The sequence below is a fragment of the Staphylococcus sp. MSU001 genome, assembly GCF_052976705.1.
In genome coordinates this window covers 1-21,736 of sequence record NZ_JBRIKK010000019.1, presented here as the reverse complement: position 1 = coordinate 21,736, position 21,736 = coordinate 1, and the positions used below count along the sequence as shown (strand labels likewise).

19 protein-coding genes and 1 riboswitch are annotated in these 21,736 nt (G+C 31.7%); of the genes, 13 read left to right on the top strand and 6 right to left on the bottom strand.

The features are described from left to right. Positions 1 to 30: 30 nt before the first annotated feature. Positions 31 to 1,215, top strand: a complete 1,185-nt coding sequence (gene tuf / locus ACVBFA_RS09440) for an elongation factor Tu (protein ID WP_001832289.1) — start codon at positions 31 to 33, stop codon at positions 1,213 to 1,215. A 124-nt stretch (positions 1,216 to 1,339) separates the two neighbouring features. Here tuf and ACVBFA_RS09435 read toward each other — a convergent pair whose 3' ends face one another. Continuing rightward, positions 1,340 to 2,509 carry a M20 family metallopeptidase gene (locus ACVBFA_RS09435; RefSeq protein ID WP_002494717.1) on the bottom strand — a complete coding sequence of 390 codons (1,170 nt, stop codon included), beginning with the start codon at positions 2,507 to 2,509 and terminating at the stop codon, positions 1,340 to 1,342. 576 nt (positions 2,510 to 3,085) lie between these two features. On the opposite strand from ACVBFA_RS09435, the gene ACVBFA_RS09430 reads away from it, so the two are divergent. Both ACVBFA_RS09430 and ACVBFA_RS09425 read left to right on the top strand, forming a co-directional pair. Then, the gene (locus ACVBFA_RS09430) at positions 3,086 to 3,595 is read left to right on the top strand and encodes a GNAT family N-acetyltransferase (protein WP_126122432.1); all 510 of its coding nucleotides are present in this window, start codon (positions 3,086 to 3,088) and stop codon (positions 3,593 to 3,595) included. A gap of 254 nt (positions 3,596 to 3,849) precedes the next feature. Beyond that, the gene (locus ACVBFA_RS09425) at positions 3,850 to 4,800 is read left to right on the top strand and encodes an ornithine cyclodeaminase family protein (RefSeq protein WP_126122433.1); all 951 of its coding nucleotides are present in this window, start codon (positions 3,850 to 3,852) and stop codon (positions 4,798 to 4,800) included. A gap of 87 nt (positions 4,801 to 4,887) precedes the next feature. On the opposite strand, the gene ACVBFA_RS09420 is transcribed toward ACVBFA_RS09425, so the two are convergent. Further along, entirely contained in the window at positions 4,888 to 5,097 is a 210-nt protein-coding gene (locus tag ACVBFA_RS09420) for a hypothetical protein (protein ID WP_002475516.1), read from the bottom strand. Between the two features lie 260 nt (positions 5,098 to 5,357). On the opposite strand from ACVBFA_RS09420, the gene ACVBFA_RS09415 reads away from it, so the two are divergent. From ACVBFA_RS09415 to ACVBFA_RS09390, 6 genes are all read left to right on the top strand, one after another. Then, positions 5,358 to 6,314, top strand: a complete 957-nt coding sequence (locus ACVBFA_RS09415; protein WP_002445742.1) for an NAD-dependent epimerase/dehydratase family protein — start codon at positions 5,358 to 5,360, stop codon at positions 6,312 to 6,314. A gap of 458 nt (positions 6,315 to 6,772) precedes the next feature. After that, complete coding sequence (locus tag ACVBFA_RS09410) at positions 6,773 to 7,849, top strand: branched-chain amino acid aminotransferase (protein WP_002458636.1); 1,077 nt, start codon at positions 6,773 to 6,775, stop codon at positions 7,847 to 7,849. A 271-nt stretch (positions 7,850 to 8,120) separates the two neighbouring features. Then, complete coding sequence (locus tag ACVBFA_RS09405; protein ID WP_126122434.1) at positions 8,121 to 8,837, top strand: IspD/TarI family cytidylyltransferase; 717 nt, start codon at positions 8,121 to 8,123, stop codon at positions 8,835 to 8,837. Continuing rightward, on the top strand, positions 8,830 to 9,861 hold the full coding sequence (locus tag ACVBFA_RS09400) for an alcohol dehydrogenase catalytic domain-containing protein (protein ID WP_002445745.1): 1,032 nt from the start codon (positions 8,830 to 8,832) through the stop codon (positions 9,859 to 9,861). Before ACVBFA_RS09405 ends, ACVBFA_RS09400 begins: the two co-directional genes overlap by 8 nt. Positions 9,862 to 9,877: 16 nt before the next feature. Further along, positions 9,878 to 11,572 carry a CDP-glycerol glycerophosphotransferase family protein gene (locus tag ACVBFA_RS09395; protein WP_447158816.1) on the top strand — a complete coding sequence of 565 codons (1,695 nt, stop codon included), beginning with the start codon at positions 9,878 to 9,880 and terminating at the stop codon, positions 11,570 to 11,572. A gap of 369 nt (positions 11,573 to 11,941) precedes the next feature. Then, a complete protein-coding gene (locus ACVBFA_RS09390) occupies positions 11,942 to 12,637 on the top strand; it encodes an HAD family hydrolase (protein WP_002491423.1) in 696 nt (231 codons plus the stop codon). An 88-nt stretch (positions 12,638 to 12,725) separates the two neighbouring features. Here the strand turns inward: ACVBFA_RS09390 and ACVBFA_RS09385 are convergent, their stop codons facing one another. The 4 genes from ACVBFA_RS09385 to ACVBFA_RS09370 form a co-directional block, all read right to left on the bottom strand. Beyond that, on the bottom strand, positions 12,726 to 14,030 hold the full coding sequence (locus tag ACVBFA_RS09385; RefSeq protein WP_002486817.1) for an NtaA/DmoA family FMN-dependent monooxygenase: 1,305 nt from the start codon (positions 14,028 to 14,030) through the stop codon (positions 12,726 to 12,728). 48 nt (positions 14,031 to 14,078) lie between these two features. Further along, entirely contained in the window at positions 14,079 to 14,831 is a 753-nt protein-coding gene (locus tag ACVBFA_RS09380) for a 3-oxoacyl-ACP reductase (RefSeq protein ID WP_002486827.1), read from the bottom strand. A 100-nt stretch (positions 14,832 to 14,931) separates the two neighbouring features. After that, positions 14,932 to 15,031: riboswitch (TPP riboswitch) on the bottom strand. Positions 15,032 to 15,185: 154 nt separating this feature from the next. Next, positions 15,186 to 15,848: a deoxynucleoside kinase gene (locus tag ACVBFA_RS09375; RefSeq protein ID WP_002458630.1), complete on the bottom strand. Its 663-nt coding sequence runs from the start codon at positions 15,846 to 15,848 to the stop codon at positions 15,186 to 15,188. Next, complete coding sequence (locus tag ACVBFA_RS09370) at positions 15,841 to 16,458, bottom strand: deoxynucleoside kinase (protein ID WP_002456016.1); 618 nt, start codon at positions 16,456 to 16,458, stop codon at positions 15,841 to 15,843. The genes ACVBFA_RS09375 and ACVBFA_RS09370 overlap by 8 nt, the downstream gene beginning before the upstream one ends. A 66-nt stretch (positions 16,459 to 16,524) precedes the next feature. On the opposite strand from ACVBFA_RS09370, the gene tadA reads away from it, so the two are divergent. From tadA to sdrG, 4 genes are all read left to right on the top strand, one after another. Beyond that, on the top strand, positions 16,525 to 17,031 hold the full coding sequence (gene tadA / locus ACVBFA_RS09365) for a tRNA adenosine(34) deaminase TadA (RefSeq protein ID WP_447158815.1): 507 nt from the start codon (positions 16,525 to 16,527) through the stop codon (positions 17,029 to 17,031). A gap of 167 nt (positions 17,032 to 17,198) precedes the next feature. Beyond that, complete coding sequence (locus ACVBFA_RS09360) at positions 17,199 to 18,077, top strand: Cof-type HAD-IIB family hydrolase (protein ID WP_126122395.1); 879 nt, start codon at positions 17,199 to 17,201, stop codon at positions 18,075 to 18,077. A 4-nt stretch (positions 18,078 to 18,081) separates the two neighbouring features. Next, the gene (locus ACVBFA_RS09355; protein ID WP_126122396.1) at positions 18,082 to 18,648 is read left to right on the top strand and encodes an NADPH-dependent FMN reductase; all 567 of its coding nucleotides are present in this window, start codon (positions 18,082 to 18,084) and stop codon (positions 18,646 to 18,648) included. 442 nt (positions 18,649 to 19,090) lie between these two features. Continuing rightward, positions 19,091 to 21,736, top strand: a 2,646-nt coding sequence (sdrG, locus tag ACVBFA_RS09350; protein ID WP_447158814.1) for an MSCRAMM family adhesin SdrG, incomplete at its 3' end; no start/stop codon positions are given.

Here is a 21,736-nt window from a genome sequence, read left to right as displayed (position 1 = left end):
ACTTTTATTAAGAATAGGAGAGATTTAATAATGGCAAAAGAAAAATTTGATCGCTCAAAAGAACATGCCAATATTGGTACTATCGGTCACGTTGACCATGGTAAAACAACTTTAACAGCTGCTATCGCAACTGTATTAGCTAAAAATGGTGACACTGTTGCACAATCATACGATATGATTGACAACGCTCCAGAAGAAAAAGAACGTGGTATTACAATCAATACTGCACATATCGAATACCAAACTGACAAACGTCACTATGCTCACGTTGACTGCCCAGGACACGCTGACTATGTTAAAAACATGATCACTGGTGCAGCTCAAATGGACGGCGGTATCTTAGTTGTATCTGCTGCTGACGGTCCAATGCCACAAACTCGTGAACACATCTTATTATCACGTAACGTTGGTGTACCAGCATTAGTTGTATTCTTAAACAAAGTTGACATGGTAGACGACGAAGAATTATTAGAATTAGTTGAAATGGAAGTTCGTGACTTATTAAGCGAATATGACTTCCCAGGTGACGATGTACCTGTAATCGCTGGTTCTGCATTAAAAGCATTAGAAGGCGATGCTGAATACGAACAAAAAATCTTAGACTTAATGCAAGCAGTTGATGATTACATTCCAACTCCAGAACGTGATTCTGACAAACCATTCATGATGCCAGTTGAGGACGTATTCTCAATCACTGGTCGTGGTACTGTTGCTACAGGCCGTGTTGAACGTGGTCAAATCAAAGTTGGTGAAGAAGTTGAAATCATCGGTATGCATGAAACTTCTAAAACAACTGTTACTGGTGTAGAAATGTTCCGTAAGTTATTAGACTACGCTGAAGCTGGTGACAACATCGGTGCTTTATTACGTGGTGTTGCACGTGAAGATGTACAACGTGGTCAAGTATTAGCTGCTCCTGGTTCTATTACACCACACACAAAATTCAAAGCTGAAGTATACGTATTATCTAAAGATGAAGGTGGACGTCACACTCCATTCTTCACTAACTATCGCCCACAATTCTATTTCCGTACTACTGACGTAACTGGTGTTGTAAACTTACCAGAAGGTACAGAAATGGTTATGCCTGGCGACAACGTTGAAATGACAGTTGAATTAATCGCTCCAATCGCTATCGAAGACGGAACTCGTTTCTCAATTCGTGAAGGTGGACGTACTGTTGGATCAGGCGTTGTAACTGAAATCTTTGAATAATATATTATTCATCAAAAAAGACTCCCATTAGGGAGTCTTTTTTGTTATATATCTGAATATAATTCATTCATTGTTCATTATGCTATTTTATTTAAATGATTTAATATACTTAGTTATCCTCTTATTAAAAAACATTTTCAATTTCTAATATTTTTAAAAATTCACTGGCTGCATATTTTAATGAAGATTCATCAATGTCAAAATGAGGATTATGATGGGGTGCAGTAATGCCTTTGTCTTTATTACCACAACCAGTTAAGAAGAATGCACCAGGTCGTACTTTAAGATAATGTGAAAAATCCTCACCAATCATCATTAAGTCTGACTCATTAAATCTTAAATGTAAATCATTAGCAGCTTGTTTGACTACATCATATGATTGTTGATGATTGTGTACTGGTAAATAACCTTTAATGTATTCCAATTCATAAGTAATATCGTTTGATAAAGATAAACCTTGTAAGAGCTTATCCATTTTATTTTGAACATGACTTTGTAATTTTGTGTCAAAAGTACGTACAGTCCCTTTACAAAAAGCTGTATCTGGAATAACACTATCTGTTGATCCTGCTTGAATCATTCCGAAAGTAAGAACAGCTTCCTTTACTGGATCAATTGTTCGAGAAATAATTTTTTGGGCACTTAAAATAAACTCAGCCATAATGACAATAGGGTCGATTGTTTCGTGTGGTTTCGCACCATGACCCCCCTTTCCATATATAGTTACACTAAATTCATCTGGTGAAGCCATTATTGCTCCAGGCCTAGAATAGATTGTCCCAGACGGATAACCACTCCATAAGTGTGTGCCATAAATTTTATCGACGTTCTGTAGACAGCCATCATCAATCATTTCTTGAGAACCACCTGGCATAATTTCCTCACCATACTGGAATATAAAAACAACATTACCTTTCAATAAATGACGATGTTCGTGAACAATTTCAGCTACTCCAAGTAAAATAGCTGTATGGCCATCATGTCCACAAGCATGCATGCACCCTTTATTTTTTGAACGATAGGGTACATCATTTAATTCTTGAACAGGTAATGCATCGAAATCTGCTCGCAATGCAATCGTTGGGCCATTTGAATCAGATCCTTTAAAAGTTGCTTTTATTCCATTACGTCCAACTGGTGTTTCTATTGTGCATGCTAATTGGCTCAATTGATTTACAATAAAATCATGCGTACGTTTTTCCTCAAAAGAAAGTTCTGGGTATTGATGCAAATATCGTCGTAATTGCACCATTCTCTTTTCTTTATTACTTGCTAATTGAAACCAATCAAACACATGTATCACTTCTTCCATCTTAATTATTGATATTAGTATATCATTATTATTTTAGCTTAAATAGACTTTGTTTTGTTAATACGATATCTAACATTTTTTCACACTATCTCATAACATTTGGAAACATTTAAATGATTAAATATAAAGGGATAGCCCTCATAAAAATACAACATAAATCATAAAACCACACTTAAATTAATAAGAATAAATCATCCATAAAGTTTTTGTTATCAACTGTTACAATAAAAGATAATGTTTATGTAAAAGTATTCAAAAATATGTAGAATACTAAAATACTAGGAAGTGATGTGAATTAGTCGTATTTCTAAGAATTTAATTGGTATGAGACATTTTAATATAATATGAACATCTTGCTAAAGGAATATTAGAATTAGTAATTATAGCTTATTAGAAGTGAGAAAAAATTAAAAAATAAGAAAAATTATTATAAAATAATAACTTAACTTATCTGTAAAAATGTAAAATTATTATGAGATAGTTTGTTATAATTTTTGATGTTCATACTTAATCACATTAAAATAGAGTTATCAATAATATAAGATATGGGGTATTTAAGTGGAAGAAATCAGACCAATAACCTATCAAGATAAAGAGGCATACTATTATTATATTCAAGAGTGGTATGAAAATGAGGAAAAAGTGATACCAGGGAATACAGATATTGCCAATTATAGTTCATTTAACAATATGGTTGATCGGCTTAATTGTAGTGAAGTTGATGAGGGCTTTGTACCGACTACAACACTATTTTATTTTAAAGATTCAATTATTATAGGTGCTGTTGATATCAGACATCAATTAAATGATAAACTATCTAATATTGGTGGTCATGTGGGATACGGTGTAGCTAAATCTTATAGAGGCAAGGGTTACGCTACTATCCTTTTAGAAAAGGCTTTAGATGAACTTAAGACATTAAATGTAGAGGTCGTACTTATGACATGTAATCCACTTAATTTTGCTTCTCAAACAGTGATGAAAAAATGTGGTGGATATCAAATTGAATCCTATATTAAAAAAAATGGTAAACCTGTTCATCGATATCATATACCTAATACAAAATAATCATGATTATTAAGAAGATATTGTGATAAAGCTAAATATATGATTTTTATTTTTAAAATGATTAGAAAAATAGAGCTTTTTAAAGTCAATATTATTTGAGATGGGAGCTTAGACTTTTAAGTTTATTTATAGCAAAAGAATTTTAATAGAGAATTATGATTTAACAACATCTTGTTATATTACACTTTGTGAAAAAGTTAATCATCTAAATAATCCTATTATAATATATTAAACGCGTAGGAGGATTCATAATAATGAAATATATAGATGAGCAAACACAAGCTCAATTATTAAACATGAATGAAGTCATTTTAGAAGTAGAAAAAGCTTTGCAAGCTTTTTCAGAGAATAAGACGATAACACCATTAAGATATGTTTTGCCATTTAATGAGCAAAATCGTTATTTAGTGATGCCAGCATTATCCGATGAATTAAATATCGTTGGACTTAAAACAGTCTCATTTGCACCTGAAAATTCAAAAAAAGAGAAAGCGACTATTACTGGATCGGTTATTTTAAGTGACTATGAAACAGGAGAAACATTGTCTATATTAGATGGTGGTTTTCTTACTAAAGTAAGAACAGGTGCAATTTCAGGTGTAGCTACTAAATATCTAGCAAAAGAAAACGCTAAAACACTTAGTGTAATAGGGGCAGGTGTACAAGCTGAAGGTCTGATTGAAGCGATACTTGCTGTTAGGGATATTGAAAACATTCACATCGCTAGTAGAACGTTTGAAAAAGCAGAAAATTTTGCTCAAAATATACGAAATCGATTTAATATTAAAGTGAGTGTATTTAAATCGGCAGATGAAGCGATAGACAGTGCAGATATTGTAGTTACAGCAACAAATGCAAGTCAGCCCGTTTATACCCATTCTTTACATCCAGGCGTGCATTTAAATGCAGTCGGATCCTTTAAACCAGATATGCAAGAAATACCTTCAGAAACAATGCTTGTTGCTAATAAAATTGTTGTTGAATCTATGGAAGCAGCTTTAGAAGAAACAGGTGATTTAAAAATTCCTCAATCAGAAGGAATATTAACTAAAAATATGCTACATAGTGAATTAGGCGACATTATTTCTGGTGAAAAAGCTGGTCGCGAAACTGAAAAAGAAGTGACAGTCTTTAAATCGGTCGGTCTAGCAATTGTGGATATCATTGTGGCACAATATTTTTATAAAAAATTAATACAATCTTAGGTTAAATTAATGTTAGTAAAAATAGAGCAGGTAGACTCGTAACTGCTCTATTTATTTTTTATCTGACGATAGGGAAATTACTTTTATCTAAGATTGATGTTTATAATTAGTTATACATTTGAACAAGGCAACTACAAATAACATGATAAAAATAATTAAACTGATACTTGATAATAGCAAAGGTGCAACTTGATGTTTATAAATAAGTACATTGATATCTACAATTATAAAAATAACGAAAATAATCATAGATATAATTAAATTTGATTGATGACGTATGTATGAGCTTCTTTTCATCTACAATACAAATCCTCTCTATCATTCAATTCTTTTAGTATGTATTTTATCGTATGTTACTAACAAAGTTCAAATCCACCTTTTTAGTCGTCAGTCACTGTACCCTCAGACAAACGTCAGACTAACGCACGCGTGACTTTACAAATAAAGGGCATATTTTATAAAGAAATTACCGTCATATTATTATATTTTATTTAAGTAAAAGGATTGTTCATTATACAAAGGCTGTGTTTTATATTTTAATATAAGGAGATTAGTTTATGAAAAAAATAATAATCACTGGAGCACTCGGTCAAATTGGTACTGAATTAGTTATTAAGTGTAGAGAAAGATATGGAACTGAAAATGTATTAGCTACTGATATAAGAAAGCCAGAACCACACTCTCCAGTTAAAGACGGTCCTTTTGAAATCTTAGATGTTACAGATAGAAATCGTTTATTTGAAACAGTGAGATATTTCAATGCCGATACACTTATGCATATGGCCGCACTGCTTTCTGCTACAGCGGAAAAGAAACCACTAGTTGCCTGGGATTTGAATATGGGGGGACTTATAAATACACTCGAAGCAGCAAGAAGGTATCAATTAAAATTTTTTACGCCAAGTTCAATAGGAGCTTTTGGTATTTCGACACCTAAAGTAAATACACCTCAATTAACAATACAACAACCAACGACTATGTATGGTATAAACAAAGTAACTGGGGAATTATTATGTCAGTATTATTATGTCAAATTTGGAGTGGATACACGTAGCGTTAGATTTCCTGGGTTAATTTCACATGTTAAAGAACCTGGCGGTGGCACAACGGATTATGCAGTTGATATGTATTTTAAGGCAGTTAAAAAAGGACATTATACAAGCTATATTAATCGTTACACTTATATGGATATGATGTACATGGAAGACGCTATTGATGCGATTATCAAATTAATGGAAGAAGACAGTGTTAAATTAAAAACAAGAAATGGCTATAACTTAAGTGCAATGAGTATTGAACCTGAAATGTTAAAACAAGCTATACAAGTATACTATCCAGATTTTACCTTAGACTATGACATTGATTTAGAGCGTCAAGATATTGCATTAAGTTGGCCAGATAGTATAGATACGAGCTGTGCTGAGGATGAGTGGGGATTTGATCCTAAATATGATTTACCAACTATGACTAAAGTGATGTTAGAGGCAATTGAGAAAAAACAAAAAGAATGCTGAGCCCATACGTACTTTTTAAAGTATATAGCTATCTTTTAAAACTTTAATAAAAGATACTACTTCAAAATATTGAATGACAAGAGAAGTTCGAATCAGTTTGTCGAGTAACTACATTGCACAAATTGTCCGATTTATATATCCCCTCATACAGATATTTTTTTAGATTCAAATGGTCAAAGTGAATGATAGGATGTAGGGTAAAGAAAACTCTATCTTAGTTCCAAGTTTACTTTTAAAGAAGCTAATTTTCGATTAGAACACAAATTTAATTACGGAAAAATTAAGTGTTGATAATAACATAACTTGTAACTTAATAAATGTAGTGTTTTACTTATACTGTATACATAATAAAGTGAATATCTATTTTGAATATTTAGAAAATTCATTGAATAGTAGAATCACGATTGATATAATTTAGTGTATCTATTTAATTGGAATTATATTAGGAGGCAACAGTCATGTCAGAAAAAATAAAATTCGAAAAAAGAGAGTCTTTAAAAGAAAAGCCTGATACAGCAAACTTGGGATTTGGACAATATTTCACAGACTATATGCTAAGTGTTGATTATGACGCTGATCAAGGATGGCATGATATGAAGATTGTGCCGTACGCACCATTTGAAATTTCACCAGCAGCGCAAGGGTTACATTATGGGCAAGCAGTTTTTGAAGGCCTTAAAGCTTATAAACATAATGGCGAAGTTGTATTATTCCGTCCAGACCAAAATTTCAAACGTATTAATAATTCTTTAGCACGTTTAGAAATGCCAGAAGTTGATGAAGCAGCATTATTAGAAGGATTAAAGCAGCTTATCGATGTTGAACGAGATTGGGTACCTGAAGGCGAAGGTCAGTCGTTATATATTCGTCCTTTTGTATTTGCTACTGAAGGTATTTTGGGTGTACGTTCTTCACATCAATATAAATTACTAATTATTTTATCTCCGTCAGGGGCTTATTATGGTGGTGACACATTAAAGTCAACTAAAATTTATGTCGAAGATGAATATGTACGTGCAGTACGTGGAGGTGTAGGTTTCGCTAAAGTTGCAGGTAACTATGCAGCTAGCTTACTTGCACAAACAAACGCTAATAAATTAGGTTATGACCAAGTATTATGGCTTGATGGTGTTGAACAAAAATATGTTGAAGAAGTTGGTAGTATGAATATTTTCTTCGTAGAAAATGGCAAAGTAGTTACGCCAGCATTAAACGGTAGTATCTTGCCTGGTATTACTAGAAAGTCAATTATTCAATTAGCTGAAGATTTAGGTTATGAAGTTGAAGAGAGAAGAGTTTCTATAGAAGAGCTATTTAACGCATATGATAAAGGTGAACTTACAGAAGTATTTGGTTCAGGTACAGCAGCTGTTATCTCTCCTGTAGGTACACTTCGCTATGAAGATAGAGAAATTGTTATTAATAACAATGAACCTGGTAAAATCACTCAAAAATTATATGACACATATACTGGTATTCAAAGTGGCAAATTGGAAGATAAATACGGATGGAGAGTAGAAGTTCCTAAGTATTAACAATAGAGTTTTCAATTATTTATTAAATAGCATCTATAGTATATTTATTATTTGGCAGATTGATTTTTTAAATTTCGATCTGCTTTTTTAAAATCCGTTTATATAAAAATATTTTTTAATTAATTAATCACTTCATATTTTTGTTGTGTGTGGTAAAATACAATTGATATAAAATGAATATAAATCAATTAAATTTAGACAGAGAAACTTTTTTAACATATGTTTTTTCTGTCTTTTTTTATTTACACAACTAAGAATAAGGAGAGATAAAATGATTTATGCGGGTATATTAGCAGGTGGTATTGGTTCTAGAATGGGAAATGTTCCATTACCCAAACAATTTTTATTATTACAAGGAAAACCTATTATTATTCATACAGTAGAAAAATTTTTAATGTATAAGGACTTTGATGAAATCATTATTGCCACGCCTCAAAAGTGGATCAATTATATGCTCGATTTGCTAAACAATTATCGATTAGACGATAAGAAAATAAAAGTAATACAAGGCGGCGACGACAGAAATCACACTATAATGAATATTATAGAAAGCATTGAGCAACATAAAAAATTAAATGATGAAGATATAATCGTTACCCATGATGCAGTTAGACCATTTCTAACAAATCGAATTATTAGAGAGAATGTGGAATATGCTAGTCAATATGGCGCTGTAGATACGGTTGTTAATGCTGTTGATACTATCATTTCTTCAAATGATGCACAATTTATTTCTGAGATTCCAATTAGAAGTGAGATGTATCAAGGACAGACGCCTCAAACTTTTAAAATAAAAGAGTTAAAGGATAGCTATTTATCGTTAACTCAATCTCAAAAGGAAATATTAACTGACGCGTGTAAAATACTCGTAGAATTGGGTAAGCCAGTAAAATTAGTCAAAGGAGAGTTATTTAACATAAAAATTACAACACCATATGATTTAAAAGTTGCGAATTCAATTATTACTGGAGCTGTTGATAATGATTAATCAAGTATATCAATTAGTAAGTCCAAGACAATTTGAAGCAACATTTAAAACTATTGATTTACATAATCATAATAGCAAAGTTATTGTTCGACCCTTATATTTGTCAATTTGTGCAGCCGATTTGAGATATTATTGTGGAAATAGAGATAGCAAAATCTTATCTAAGAAATTACCTATGTCATTGATTCATGAAAGTGTAGGTGAAATTGTATACGACTCTGAACATCGACTGAAAAATGGAACTAAAGTTGTTATGATTCCCAATACACCGTCTAAATCGCATAATATCATTGCAGAAAATTATTTAACTTCTAGTCATTTTAAGTCAAGTGGTTATGATGGTTTTATGCAAGATTATATAGTCATGAAACCTGATAGAGTAGTCACTTTACCACAAGAAATTGATTTGAGTGTAGCGTCGTATACTGAATTAGTTACAGTTAGTGTTCATGCAATAGATCGTTTTAAAGCAAAAGCAATACCACAATTTGAATCATTGGGGATATGGGGGGACGGTAATTTAGGATATATCACTGCAGTTTTACTAAAAAAACTATATCCTACTACTAAAATTATAGTTTTTGGAAAAACATTATATAAATTAAGCCGTTTTTCATTTGTAGATGAAATCATTCAAATTGACAATATTCCTCAACATATCAAAATTGATCATGCATTTGAATGTGTGGGTGGTAAAGGAAGTCAGCAGGCTATTGAACAAATTATCAATATTATTAATCCTGAAGGGAGTATCGCTTTATTAGGAGTGAGCGAACTGTCTATACAAGTGAATACAAGAATGGTTTTAGAAAAAGGTTTAACTATAATTGGTAGTAGCAGAAGTGGTTTAAAGGATTTTGAAAAAACTATTGAATTGTATCGTAAATATCCTGAAGTTCTTAATCAATTAGCATTACTTAAAGGTAAAGAATTTGAAATAAATACCATAGAAGACCTCATTACAGCGTTCGAATATGATATTTCTAACGCATGGGGAAAAACAGTTTTAAAATGGAATATTTAAAGAAAAGGAAACAACTATGACAAAGCAAAATATATTTATAGATGACATATATTGGGAACGTGTACAACTCTTCGTCAAAGGACATTTTGAAGGAGTAAAACCTACAAGAAATTTCCTTCTCAGAAACCTAACAGAAACAAAGCTATTAAATGCTAATCATGTTAATATTCAAGGATCAACTTTTGAGGCAAGATTTAATATTGCTATTTTAGAAAAAGGCAATTTTTTAAGTACAGGTAATTATATATTAATCAACCGACAAGAAGATGAATACGTCTGCCAAATTAATCCAAAATTTTTGAATGATAAAAAAAAGCAAATGACTTTAGAGGAGTTAAGAGATTACGACTCACTTGAGACCCAATCGTTACAAAAAAGTTATTTATTAAAAAAATATGGTAAGAGTTTTCAAAGATATAATAACAAAGAGATTAAATCTTACGTCATTGTTCCGGCAATTTCCCAAGAAATTAATGAGTTTATTTTTAAAGTTCAATATAAATCTGAAATAAAGAAAATAAGTAAACTTAAGCATTTATCATTCATATTACATAAAACTTTGAAGAAAATTAGTTTCAATGTGAGAGATAAAATCTATTTGTCGATATTTAACATTTCCAAAACAGTATATAAGAATAATAAAAATCATGTTTTGTTTACATCAGATTCTAGAGCAAATATGTCAGGAAATTTTAAATTTATATACGAAGAAATGCTTAAACAACAATTGGACAAAACACTTGTCATTCATTCCATTTTTAAACCTAATATAGCAAATAGGAGATCGTTTGTTGATAAATTAAAATTCCCATATTTTTTAGGAAAATCTAAATATATTTTGGTTGATGATTATCATCCGATGATATATAAACTTCAATTTAGAGAAAACCAAGAAATAGTTCAAGTATGGCATGCCGTGGGTGCTTTCAAGACTGTAGGATTTAGTAGAACTGGGAAAAAGGGAGGACCTTTCATAGACTCTATTGGCCATAGGAATTATAGTAAAGCTTATGTTTCGTCAAATAATGATATTCTTTACTATGCTGAAGCTTTTGGAATTGAAGAACATAAGGTTATTCCAACAGGTGTTCCACGTACGGATGTCTTGTTCTATGAATCTTATAAAACACGCATTAAACAAAGTTTAGAAACAAAATTACCAATTATAAAAAATAAAAAAGTCATTCTTTTTGCACCTACATTTAGAGGAAGTGGACATCGCACAGCACACTATCCTTTCTTTAAAATTAATTTTGCAAGATTAGCTAGTTATTGTGAAAAACATCAAGCTACTGTTTTGTTTAAAATGCATCCTTTTGTTAGAAATAAATTAAATATCCCAGCAATTTATAATAAATATTTTTTAGATATTTCAAATTACCGCGAAGTAAATGATGTATTGTTCATTACGGATATTTTAATCTCTGATTATTCTTCTTTAATCTATGAATTTTCAGTTTTTAAAAAACCAATGCTTTTTTATGCTTTTGATTTGGAAGATTATATTTACACGAGAGATTTTTATGAACCTTATGAAACCTTTGTTCCTGGTAAAATAGTGAAAACTTTTGATGAACTTATTTTAGCGTTAGAAAATAATGATTTTGAATTTGAAAAGGTAAAACCGTTTTTAAATAAGAATTTTAAATATAAAGATGGTAAATCGAGTGAACGATTAGTTAAAGATTTATTTAACAAATTTTTTCAGTAAAAGAATTTAAAGGTTCTAATTTATGCTAATTGTAACAATAAATAAATAACAAGTTAGAAAATTTATATCATAGTGAAACAACTCTAAATCTAGTTATGTCTAGTAAATTTTCAAAGTATAGTTAAGTCATTTCGTTTTTAGCAAGTTCTAGATTAGTGATGTACAATACGTATTATGAATAGAGTCTTTTAAAGTATGTATTAATTAATAAAAGTACCTAAAGAAAAATAGCCATTTTTAATTTTGAACCCAATTTTAGTTTTTATACTTAAATAAAGTTCAGTTTCCTATAATTGTCATGCAATCTATAATATAATAGTTGATGTAACTATAATTAATATAAAAATCATTTTCAGGAGAGAATTAAAAGTGGAATGGATATTATTTGATAAAGATGGTACATTGATTGAGTTTGACAGTAGTTGGGAAAAAATTGGCGTACGTCTCGTTGATCAACTTTTAGAAACCTTTCCAGTACATGATAAGGAAGCGGCACATCGCCAATTAGGCATTATCGATAAAAAAATTAAGCCAGATTCTGTTATGGGATCGGGTTCATTAGGTGAAATTATAGAGTCTTTTAATGGTGTAACAGGTAAAGAAACATCAGATTGGACAAAGGATACGAGTCAGGAACTCATTGATTCAAGAGTGCCTGAAAACAATTGGATTGATGGTGTACAAGAAACTATTCAAGCTCTTAGAAATGAAGGATATCACATAGGTATAGTAACAAGTGATACTAAAAAAGGAGTCGATCAATTTCTGGAGGAAACGCAAACTAGAAATCTCTTTGATTTAGTAATTTCTACAGAGACACACGCAGAAGAAAAGCCACATCCTAAAGTTTTAGATCCACTATTTAATGCTTTTGATGTTGAACCAGAAAAGGTAGCAATAGTAGGAGATACGGCCAACGATATGAAAACCGCGATTAATGCAAATTTAGGATTAGCTATCGGTGTGCTAACAGGCGTGGCTAAAAAAGAGGAACTCTACGACGCAGATGTCATCATTAATAGTGCAAAAGATGTTAAACAAGTTATAGAGCAATACGGAAAATAAAATTTTAAAATTGAGTAAGACGTAGATGTGTGAGTCGATTCGCACGTCTACGTCCTTTTTCTTTTAATAATACAAAAAAACATCGGTTTTATGAGTCGAGATTTAATAATGTACGTAGTGTAGATTGATTATAAGAATTTTTAAATAAAGCACGACGTTGTAGTTCTGGTATAATGTATTTTACAAAATCTTCAAGGCTATGGGGTAATGAAGGTGGCATCAGATTAAAGCCGTCTGCAACGCCTTCATTAAACCACTGCTCCATCTCATCCACTATCTCCTCAGGTGTACCTATAAGAGTAAGATGACCACCACCGGCACTTAAGTAACCTAATAATTCTCTTACAGTCGGTTGTTTATCTTTTATAATGGCTAAAACTGTTTCATATCGACCAATCGGACCTTTGAAATTTTTAACAGGAGGTAAGGGAGGAACTGGTTCATCTAATTCCCAATCTGAACAATCTTGTTGAACAAAAAAACTGAGTTGCTTTAAAGCATCTTCAATGGGTAATTTTTGATCAAGTTCTGCTTTTTTTGATAATGCTTTTTCATGGGTTTCACCTACATAAGTTACTAAACCAGGGAAAATTTTAATTTTTCTATCTGGATGTTGAGTTTTAGAAATAGCATCAGACAATTTCTTTTTATAACTACGTGCTTGCTTGATATCCCATGAAACAGAGTAAACAGCATCAGCATATTTTGCTGCTAATGCAATACCTTCTTTTGACGCACCGGCTTGCATTGATACTGGTTTACCTTGAGGACTTTGTGGTGTTGTATGTGGTCCTCGTACTTGAAAATAGTCTCCCTCATGATAAAAAGGTTTAATATCTTTAGACTCAATAATTTTGTTGTTGTTTTTATCTGGTACATAAGATGCAGTTGACCAAGAAGTGAATAGCTGATTCATTACCGATGCAAATTCATCTGCTTTTTTGTAGCGCTCATGTCTTTCTGGTAAGTATTGAAGACTGTGATTTTGGGCTTCAATATCTGTCATGGATGTGACTAAATTCCAACCCACACGGCCATGAGATAAGTAGTCTAGACTTAATAATTGACGAGAAGCGGTGAATGGATTTGAAAATGTACTCGATATTGTTGGCACTAATCCTATATGTGATGTAACTTGTGCAATAGCTGATAAGTTAATTATAGGATCAAACCAAAAAGCGGGCATAGTAGTATTATCACTTGCATTAAAGGCTTGATTATCTGCAAAAAAGACGATATCCAAAAGACCTTTTTCAGCTATTTGAGCTAAATGCTGATAATAAGATATGTTGCCGATATCCTCAATATTAGAATCTTTCATACGCCATGCCGCTTGATGATGACCACATCCGTACAGTAACACACCTATGTTAAGAAAGTGATTATTTGTCATATGAACACCTCATTAATTATTATCTTTTTGTAAAAAATACACAAACAATTAGTTCATTGTTAAACCACCGTCAACGGTAATATTTTGACCTGTTACGCCACGTGCTTCATCTGAAGCGAGATATACGACCATATTGGCTACATCTTGAGGTGATGTTACTTTTCTAAGAGGTGTAGTTTGAGCAATTAAATCAAATACTTCAGGTGTAGTGACTGCACTTGCATCAGTCGTTTTGAGTAATCCTCCAGAAACAACATTTGCTGTAATACCATATTGTCCAAGTTCTGCAGCAATATTACGAGTAAAGCCAATGAGACCTGCCTTTGCTGTTGTATACTCATGATAAGGTACGACTGGATTTTGATACAAATTGGTTCCAATGCTAACAATGCATCCACTTTGTTGTTCTATAAATTGTGGTATGACGCTTTGAGTCACATTAAATGCTCCTTTTAAAGTACCATTAAGTTGTTGTTGATAATCTTCCCAAGTTAAATCTTTAAACGATTTTTGCTGATTTGGATCAAATTTAAAATCAACAAGTGCATTATTAATGACTATATCTATTTTTCCAAAATGTTGTGTGGCAGTTTGAATCATTCGATTCACATCGTTTCTATCCGTCACATCAGCTTGAATAGCTATAGCCCTACTTTGATTATAATTTCTAATTAATTTTTCAGCTTTATCCTTATTTTGTTTGTAATTAACAACAACATTGTAGCCTTTTTCTAGTAAAGTTATTGCAATTTTAGCGCCTAATCCACGACTACTTCCTGTGATAATTGCAGTTTTTTTCATCTTCATGCCCCCAATATTTTTATTTGTATAAGAAAAAATGCACAACCTTCATGAGAAAAGTTGTGCATCCAAATCAATATATAAAGACAGAATGATAATTAGATGAGATTCAACACTTTCCTCCGCTAGTATAAGCTAGTTCAGGTTCAAAGGGTTTGGATGATATCCATCTCAGTTAAAAAACACCCCTAGTGCATATAATTCACTTATAGTATAAACATAGAATTTTTATAAAATATTGTCAACATTCTTAATAATAGCTATATCTGTTATTTTAATATTTGAGTAAAAGGTATATGAAATAACTTGTGAAAGTATACAAATATAAGCTCTAATTTTCTACAATTAGATATATTATCTCGTATCCACTTGTCGGTATGCTTTAATAACTTGAGCAATTTTATCAATGACTGGATCAAGGGAGTCTACGTCTTCGTGTATGTCATATTCATTAATATTAAGTCGAACAACAGGACATGCATTAAAATTGTTAATCCAATTTTCATACCGTTTAAATAGTTTTTTCCAATATTCTGGATCTGTATTGATTTCCATGTCACGTCCCCGCTGTTGAATACGATCAATTACTTCATCATAATCACATTCTAGATAAATCAGAACATCAGGCTTTGGAAAATAAGGTGTCATAACCATTGCATTAAATAATTCGTAATACGTGTGGTAGTCGTCAGCACTCATTGTTCCTTGTTCTTCGTGCATTTTTGCAAAAATATCCACATCTTCATAAATTGAACGATCTTGAACGAATCCGCCACCATACTCAAACATGCGTTTTTGTTCCTTAAAACGTTCAGCAAGAAAGTAAATTTGAAGATGAAAGCTCCAACGTTCAAAATTATGATAAAATTTATCTAAATAAGGATTATGGTCTACATTCTCAAAGGAAGTTTTAAAATTTAACTTGTCAGCAAGTGCTTGTGTTAACGTAGATTTACCAACCCCTACAGTGCCAGCAATGGTTATTACTGCATTTTGAGGAATACCATAATTATTCATCTTTATTTTCTCCAATCATAGGTTTTACTAAATTTAAAATATTTTGGTAATCGTAATCATTTTTAACGAAATCTTGTTGAGATGTATCAATTCGAATGACATTTGCACCGTCATTCTTTAATGATTCATAATAAGCAAGATAATCTTTTTTTAAAGTAAGTAAATAGTCATCTTCTATTTGAGATTCAAAGCTACGATTACGTTGTGCAATTCTAGATTTTAATACATCTAAATCAGCATCTAAAAAGATAATTGTATTTGGCATTTCGATATCTTCAGTTAAAATATCAAAAATACGACTGAATTTATCAAATTCTTTAGCATCTAAAGTATTTTTAGCAAAAATTTTATTTTTATGAATATGATAATCGCTAACTATACCTTGATTTAGCGACTCAATATCTCTAATCTGTTTATATCTGTTACATAAAAAGAACATTTCAGTTTGAAAACTCCACTTTTCTATATCATCATAAAAATCAGATAGAAATGGATTTTCATCAACAATTTCCTTCTCTTCATAAAAACCAAACGTCTTGCTTAAACGGTGAGCAAGAGAGGATTTACCAACACCTATAGGTCCTTCGATTGCAATAAATGGTTTATTCATAATCACTTCTCCAAATGTTAAGATAGACAATGAGTATTGTACCATAAGTGAGGTATTCCAACACATATGAAAAAAAATCATGATTACATGCGCTTAGCAATTAAAGAAGCACACAAAGCCAAAGCATTAGGAGAAGTTCCAATCGGAGCAGTTATTGTTAAAGAGGATCAAGTCATTGCACTTGCACATAATTTAAGGGAAACATTGCAGCAACCTACTGCCCACGCAGAGCACATAGCGATAGAACGGGCGTCAGAAGTTGTCGGCAGTTGGAGATTAGAAGAATGTACGTTGTATGTTACATTAGAGCCCTGTGTCATGTGTGCGGGCACTATTATTATGAGCCGTATTCCAAAGGTTGTGTACGGTGCTACTGATCCCAAAGGAGGATGTTCAGGAAGTCTTATGAATTTATTAGAACAACCGCAGTTTAATCATAGGGCAATCGTAGAAAAAGGAATTTTAGAAGAAGAGTGTGCAGAACTATTGAGAAGTTTTTTTAAGGAAATACGTGAAAAGAAAAAAGCAGAAAAACAGGGGAAGATACAAAAGGATATAAATTTGTTAAAATGATGTCGTACATAAATAAACGTATTTTTGAAGTCCAGTAAATCGTTAAAGATTGTGTGATAACATATAACAATGATGAAGTTAAGACACATGCTACACACATTAATTTTAAATCAATTAAAAAAATTCATATAGCATCACTTTAAAATAAGTGGAAACGAGGTCAACTAATGATAAAGCTAATAGCAACTGATATGGATGGAACATTACTTAACGCTGGTCATGAAATCACCACTATGAATCAAGAAGCGATAAAATTTGCGCAAGCGAACGGCATTACAGTAGTTATTGCAACTGGCAGAGCGTTTTACGAGGCACAAACACCTGTGGCTGAAACAGACTTAAAAGTACCTTACATATGTTTGAATGGTGCAGAAGTTCGTGATGAATCATTTAATATAACGAGTACATCGCATCTTAATCATGATTTAGTACACAAAATTACGACAGCACTTAAAAATAATCATATTTATTATCAAATTTACACAAACCGTGGCATATATACAGAAGATCCTAAACGTGATTTAGCAATCTATATAGATATTGCAGAACGTGCGGGTCAAAAAGCAGATGTAGCCAAGATACGAAATAATATACAAAAACGCATAGATAACGGTACTTTAAAAGTTGTAGATAATTATGATTCAATTGAAGATATTCCTGGAGAACTTATTATGAAGGTGTTAGCTTTTGATGCAGATTTAAGTAAAATCGACAAAGTGGGTCAAGCGTTAGCATCATCACCAAATTTAGCAGTATCCTCATCATCAAGAGGTAATCTAGAAATCACTCATTCAGACGCTCAAAAAGGCATTGCCTTATCAGCTATTGCTCATCAATTGGGTATAAATTTAACAGATGTGGTAGCAATAGGAGATAATTTAAATGATATTTCGATGCTAGAACGTGTAGGTTATCCAGTAGCAATGAATAATGCTACAGATGAAGTTAAACATATTGCTAAATATGTCACAGACACCAATGAAAATAGTGGAGTTGGAAAAGCAATCATGAAAATATTAAAAGAAGAAAATAATTTAGAGGTGTAAAATAATGAAAGGTTTAATTATTATAGGGAGTGCTCAAGTAGGGTCTCATACGAACGCTTTATCAAAATATTTAAAAGGTCAACTCGGCGAACATGATGTTGAGGTGGAAATCTTTGACCTAGCTGAGAAACCCATTCATCAATTGGATTTTGCTGGTACAACACAAGCAGTTGATGAAATTAAAAACAATGTCAAATCTTTACAGAGTAAAGCAATGGAAGCAGATTTCTTAATTTTAGGAACGCCAAATTATCATGGATCGTTTTCAGGTATTCTTAAAAATGCACTTGACCACCTTAATATGGACCATTTCAAAATGAAACCCGTGGGACTCATTTGTAACAGTGGAGGAATAGTAAGTTCAGAGCCATTATCACACTTGAGAATCATCGTACGTAGTTTACTTGGCATTGCTGTACCAACGCAAATTGCTACACATGACTCTGATTATGCTAAATTAGAAGATGGTACCTTATACTTAGAAGATAATGAATTTCAACTACGTGCAAAATTGTTCGTTGATCAAATTGTATCTTTCGTAACAAATAGTCCATATGAACACTTAAAATAATCATATTTTATGATTTGTTTTTATCAAACAATATCTTTAAATTAGCTCCCTTTGATGTTTTTAGTAAACATTAGAGGGAGTCTTTATATTTATCTCTTTAATAAAACATATACATTATTCCTGATATTTAACTTTAAAATATTCCATAAAACACTGTTACAGAAACGTGCATAATACTAATATGAAATACAATGGTTATTTATATTTTTATCATTTGAAATAGTTTGGTCACAATTTGTTTGATGAATATAGTAATAATTTCAATAGTTCATGTTATTAGAATTTTAAGAAATGTAGAGCAAATTAATTAACTATTTATTAAATGTTTGTTAACATGTTTAAAAAATATTGCAAAAAAGACTTATATACTATATTGTATTTTACTCTAGAAATGATTTTTACTTGAAAATTACATTGAAATAGTCAAAGATAAGGAGTTTTTATGATTAATAAAAAAAATAATTTACTAACTAAAAAGAAACCTATAGCAAATAAATCCAATAAATATGCAATTAGAAAATTCACAGTAGGTACAGCGTCTATTGTAATAGGTGCAACATTATTGTTTGGTTTAGGTCATAATGAGGCCAAAGCTGAGGAGAATACAGTACAAGACGTTAAAGATTCGAATACGGATGATGAATTATCAGATAGCAATGATCAGTCTAGTAATGAAGAAAAGAATGATGTAATCAATAATAGTCAGTCAATAAACACTGACGATGATAACCAAATAAATAAAAAAGAAGAAACGAATAGCAACGATGCCATAGAAAATCGCTCTAAAGATATAACACAGTCAACAACAAATGTAGATGAAAACGAAGCAACATTTTTACAAAAGACCCCTCAAGATAATACTCATATTAAAGAAGAAAAGGTAAAAGAACCCTCATCAGTCGAATCCTCAAATTCATCAATGGATACTGCCCAACAACCATCTCACACAACAATAAATAGAGAAGCATCTGTTCAAACAAGTGATAATGAAGAAAATTCACGCGTATCAGATTTTGCTAACTCTAAGATAAAAGAGAGTAACACTGAATCCAATAAAGAAGAGAATACTATAGAGCAACCTAACAAAGTAAGAGAAGATTCAATAACAAGTCAACCGTCTAGCTATAAAAATATAGATGAAAAAATTTCAAATCAAGATGAGTTATTAAATTTACCAATAAATGAATATGAAAATAAGGTTAGACCGTTATCTACAACATCTGCCCAACCATCGAGTAAGCGTGTAACCGTAAATCAATTAGCGGCAGAACAAGGTTCGAATGTTAATCATTTAATTAAAGTTACTGATCAAAGTATTACAGAAGGATATGATGATAGTGATGGTATTATTAAAGCACATGATGCTGAAAACTTAATCTATGATGTAACTTTTGAAGTAGATGATAAGGTGAAATCTGGTGATACGATGACAGTGAATATAGATAAGAATACAGTTCCATCAGATTTAACCGATAGTTTTGCAATACCAAAAATAAAAGATAATTCTGGAGAAATCATCGCTACAGGTACTTATGACAACACAAATAAACAAATTACCTACACTTTTACAGATTATGTAGATAAGTATGAAAATATTAAAGCGCACCTTAAATTAACATCATACATTGATAAATCAAAGGTTCCAAATAATAACACTAAGTTAGATTTAGAATATAAGACAGCCCTTTCATCAGTAAATAAAACAATTACGGTTGAATATCAAAAACCTAACGAAAATCGGACTGCTAACCTTCAAAGTATGTTCACAAACATAGATACGAAAAACCATACAGTTGAGCAAACGATTTATATTAACCCTCTTCGTTATTCAGCCAAAGAAACAAATGTAAATATTTCAGGGAATGGTGATGAAGGTTCAACAATTATCGACGATAGTACAATCATTAAAGTTTATAAGGTTGGAGATAATCAAAATTTACCAGATAGTAACAGAATTTATGATTACAGTGAATATGAAGATGTCACAAATGATGATTATGCCCAATTAGGAAATAATAATGACGTGAATATTAATTTTGGTAATATAGATTCACCATATATTATTAAAGTTATTAGTAAATATGACCCTAATAAGGACGATTACACGACGATACAGCAAACTGTGACAATGCAAACGACTATAAATGAGTATACTGGTGAGTTTAGAACAGCATCCTATGATAATACAATTGCTTTCTCTACAAGTTCAGGTCAAGGACAAGGTGACTTGCCTCCTGAAAAAACTTATAAAATCGGAGATTACGTATGGGAAGATGTAGATAAAGATGGTATTCAAAATACAAATGATAATGAAAAACCGCTTAGTAATGTATTGGTAACTTTGACGTATCCTGATGGAACTTCAAAATCAGTCAGAACAGATGAAGAGGGGAAATATCAATTTGATGGGTTAAAAAACGGATTGACTTATAAAATTACATTCGAAACACCGGAAGGATATACGCCGACGCTTAAACATTCAGGAACAAATCCTGCACTAGACTCAGAAGGCAATTCTGTATGGGTAACTATTAACGGACAAGACGATATGACTATTGATAGCGGATTTTATCAAACACCTAAATATAGCTTAGGGAACTATGTATGGTATGACACTAATAAAGATGGTATTCAAGGTGATGATGAAAAAGGAATCTCTGGAGTAAAAGTGACGTTAAAAGATGAAAACGGGAATATCATTAGTACAACAACAACTGATGAAAATGGAAAGTATCAATTCGATAATTTAAATAGTGGTAATTATATTGTTCATTTTGATAAACCTTCAGGTATGACTCAAACAACAACAGATTCTGGTGATGATGACGAACAGGATGCTGATGGGGAAGAAGTCCATGTAACAATTACTGATCATGATGACTTTAGTATAGATAATGGATACTATGATGACGAATCGGATTCAGACTCAGACAGTGACTCAGATTCCGATAGTGATTCAGATTCAGATAGCGACTCAGACTCAGATAGCGACTCAGACTCAGATAGCGACTCAGACTCAGATAGCGACTCAGATTCAGATAGCGATTCCGACTCAGACAGCGACTCAGATTCAGACAGTGACTCAGAC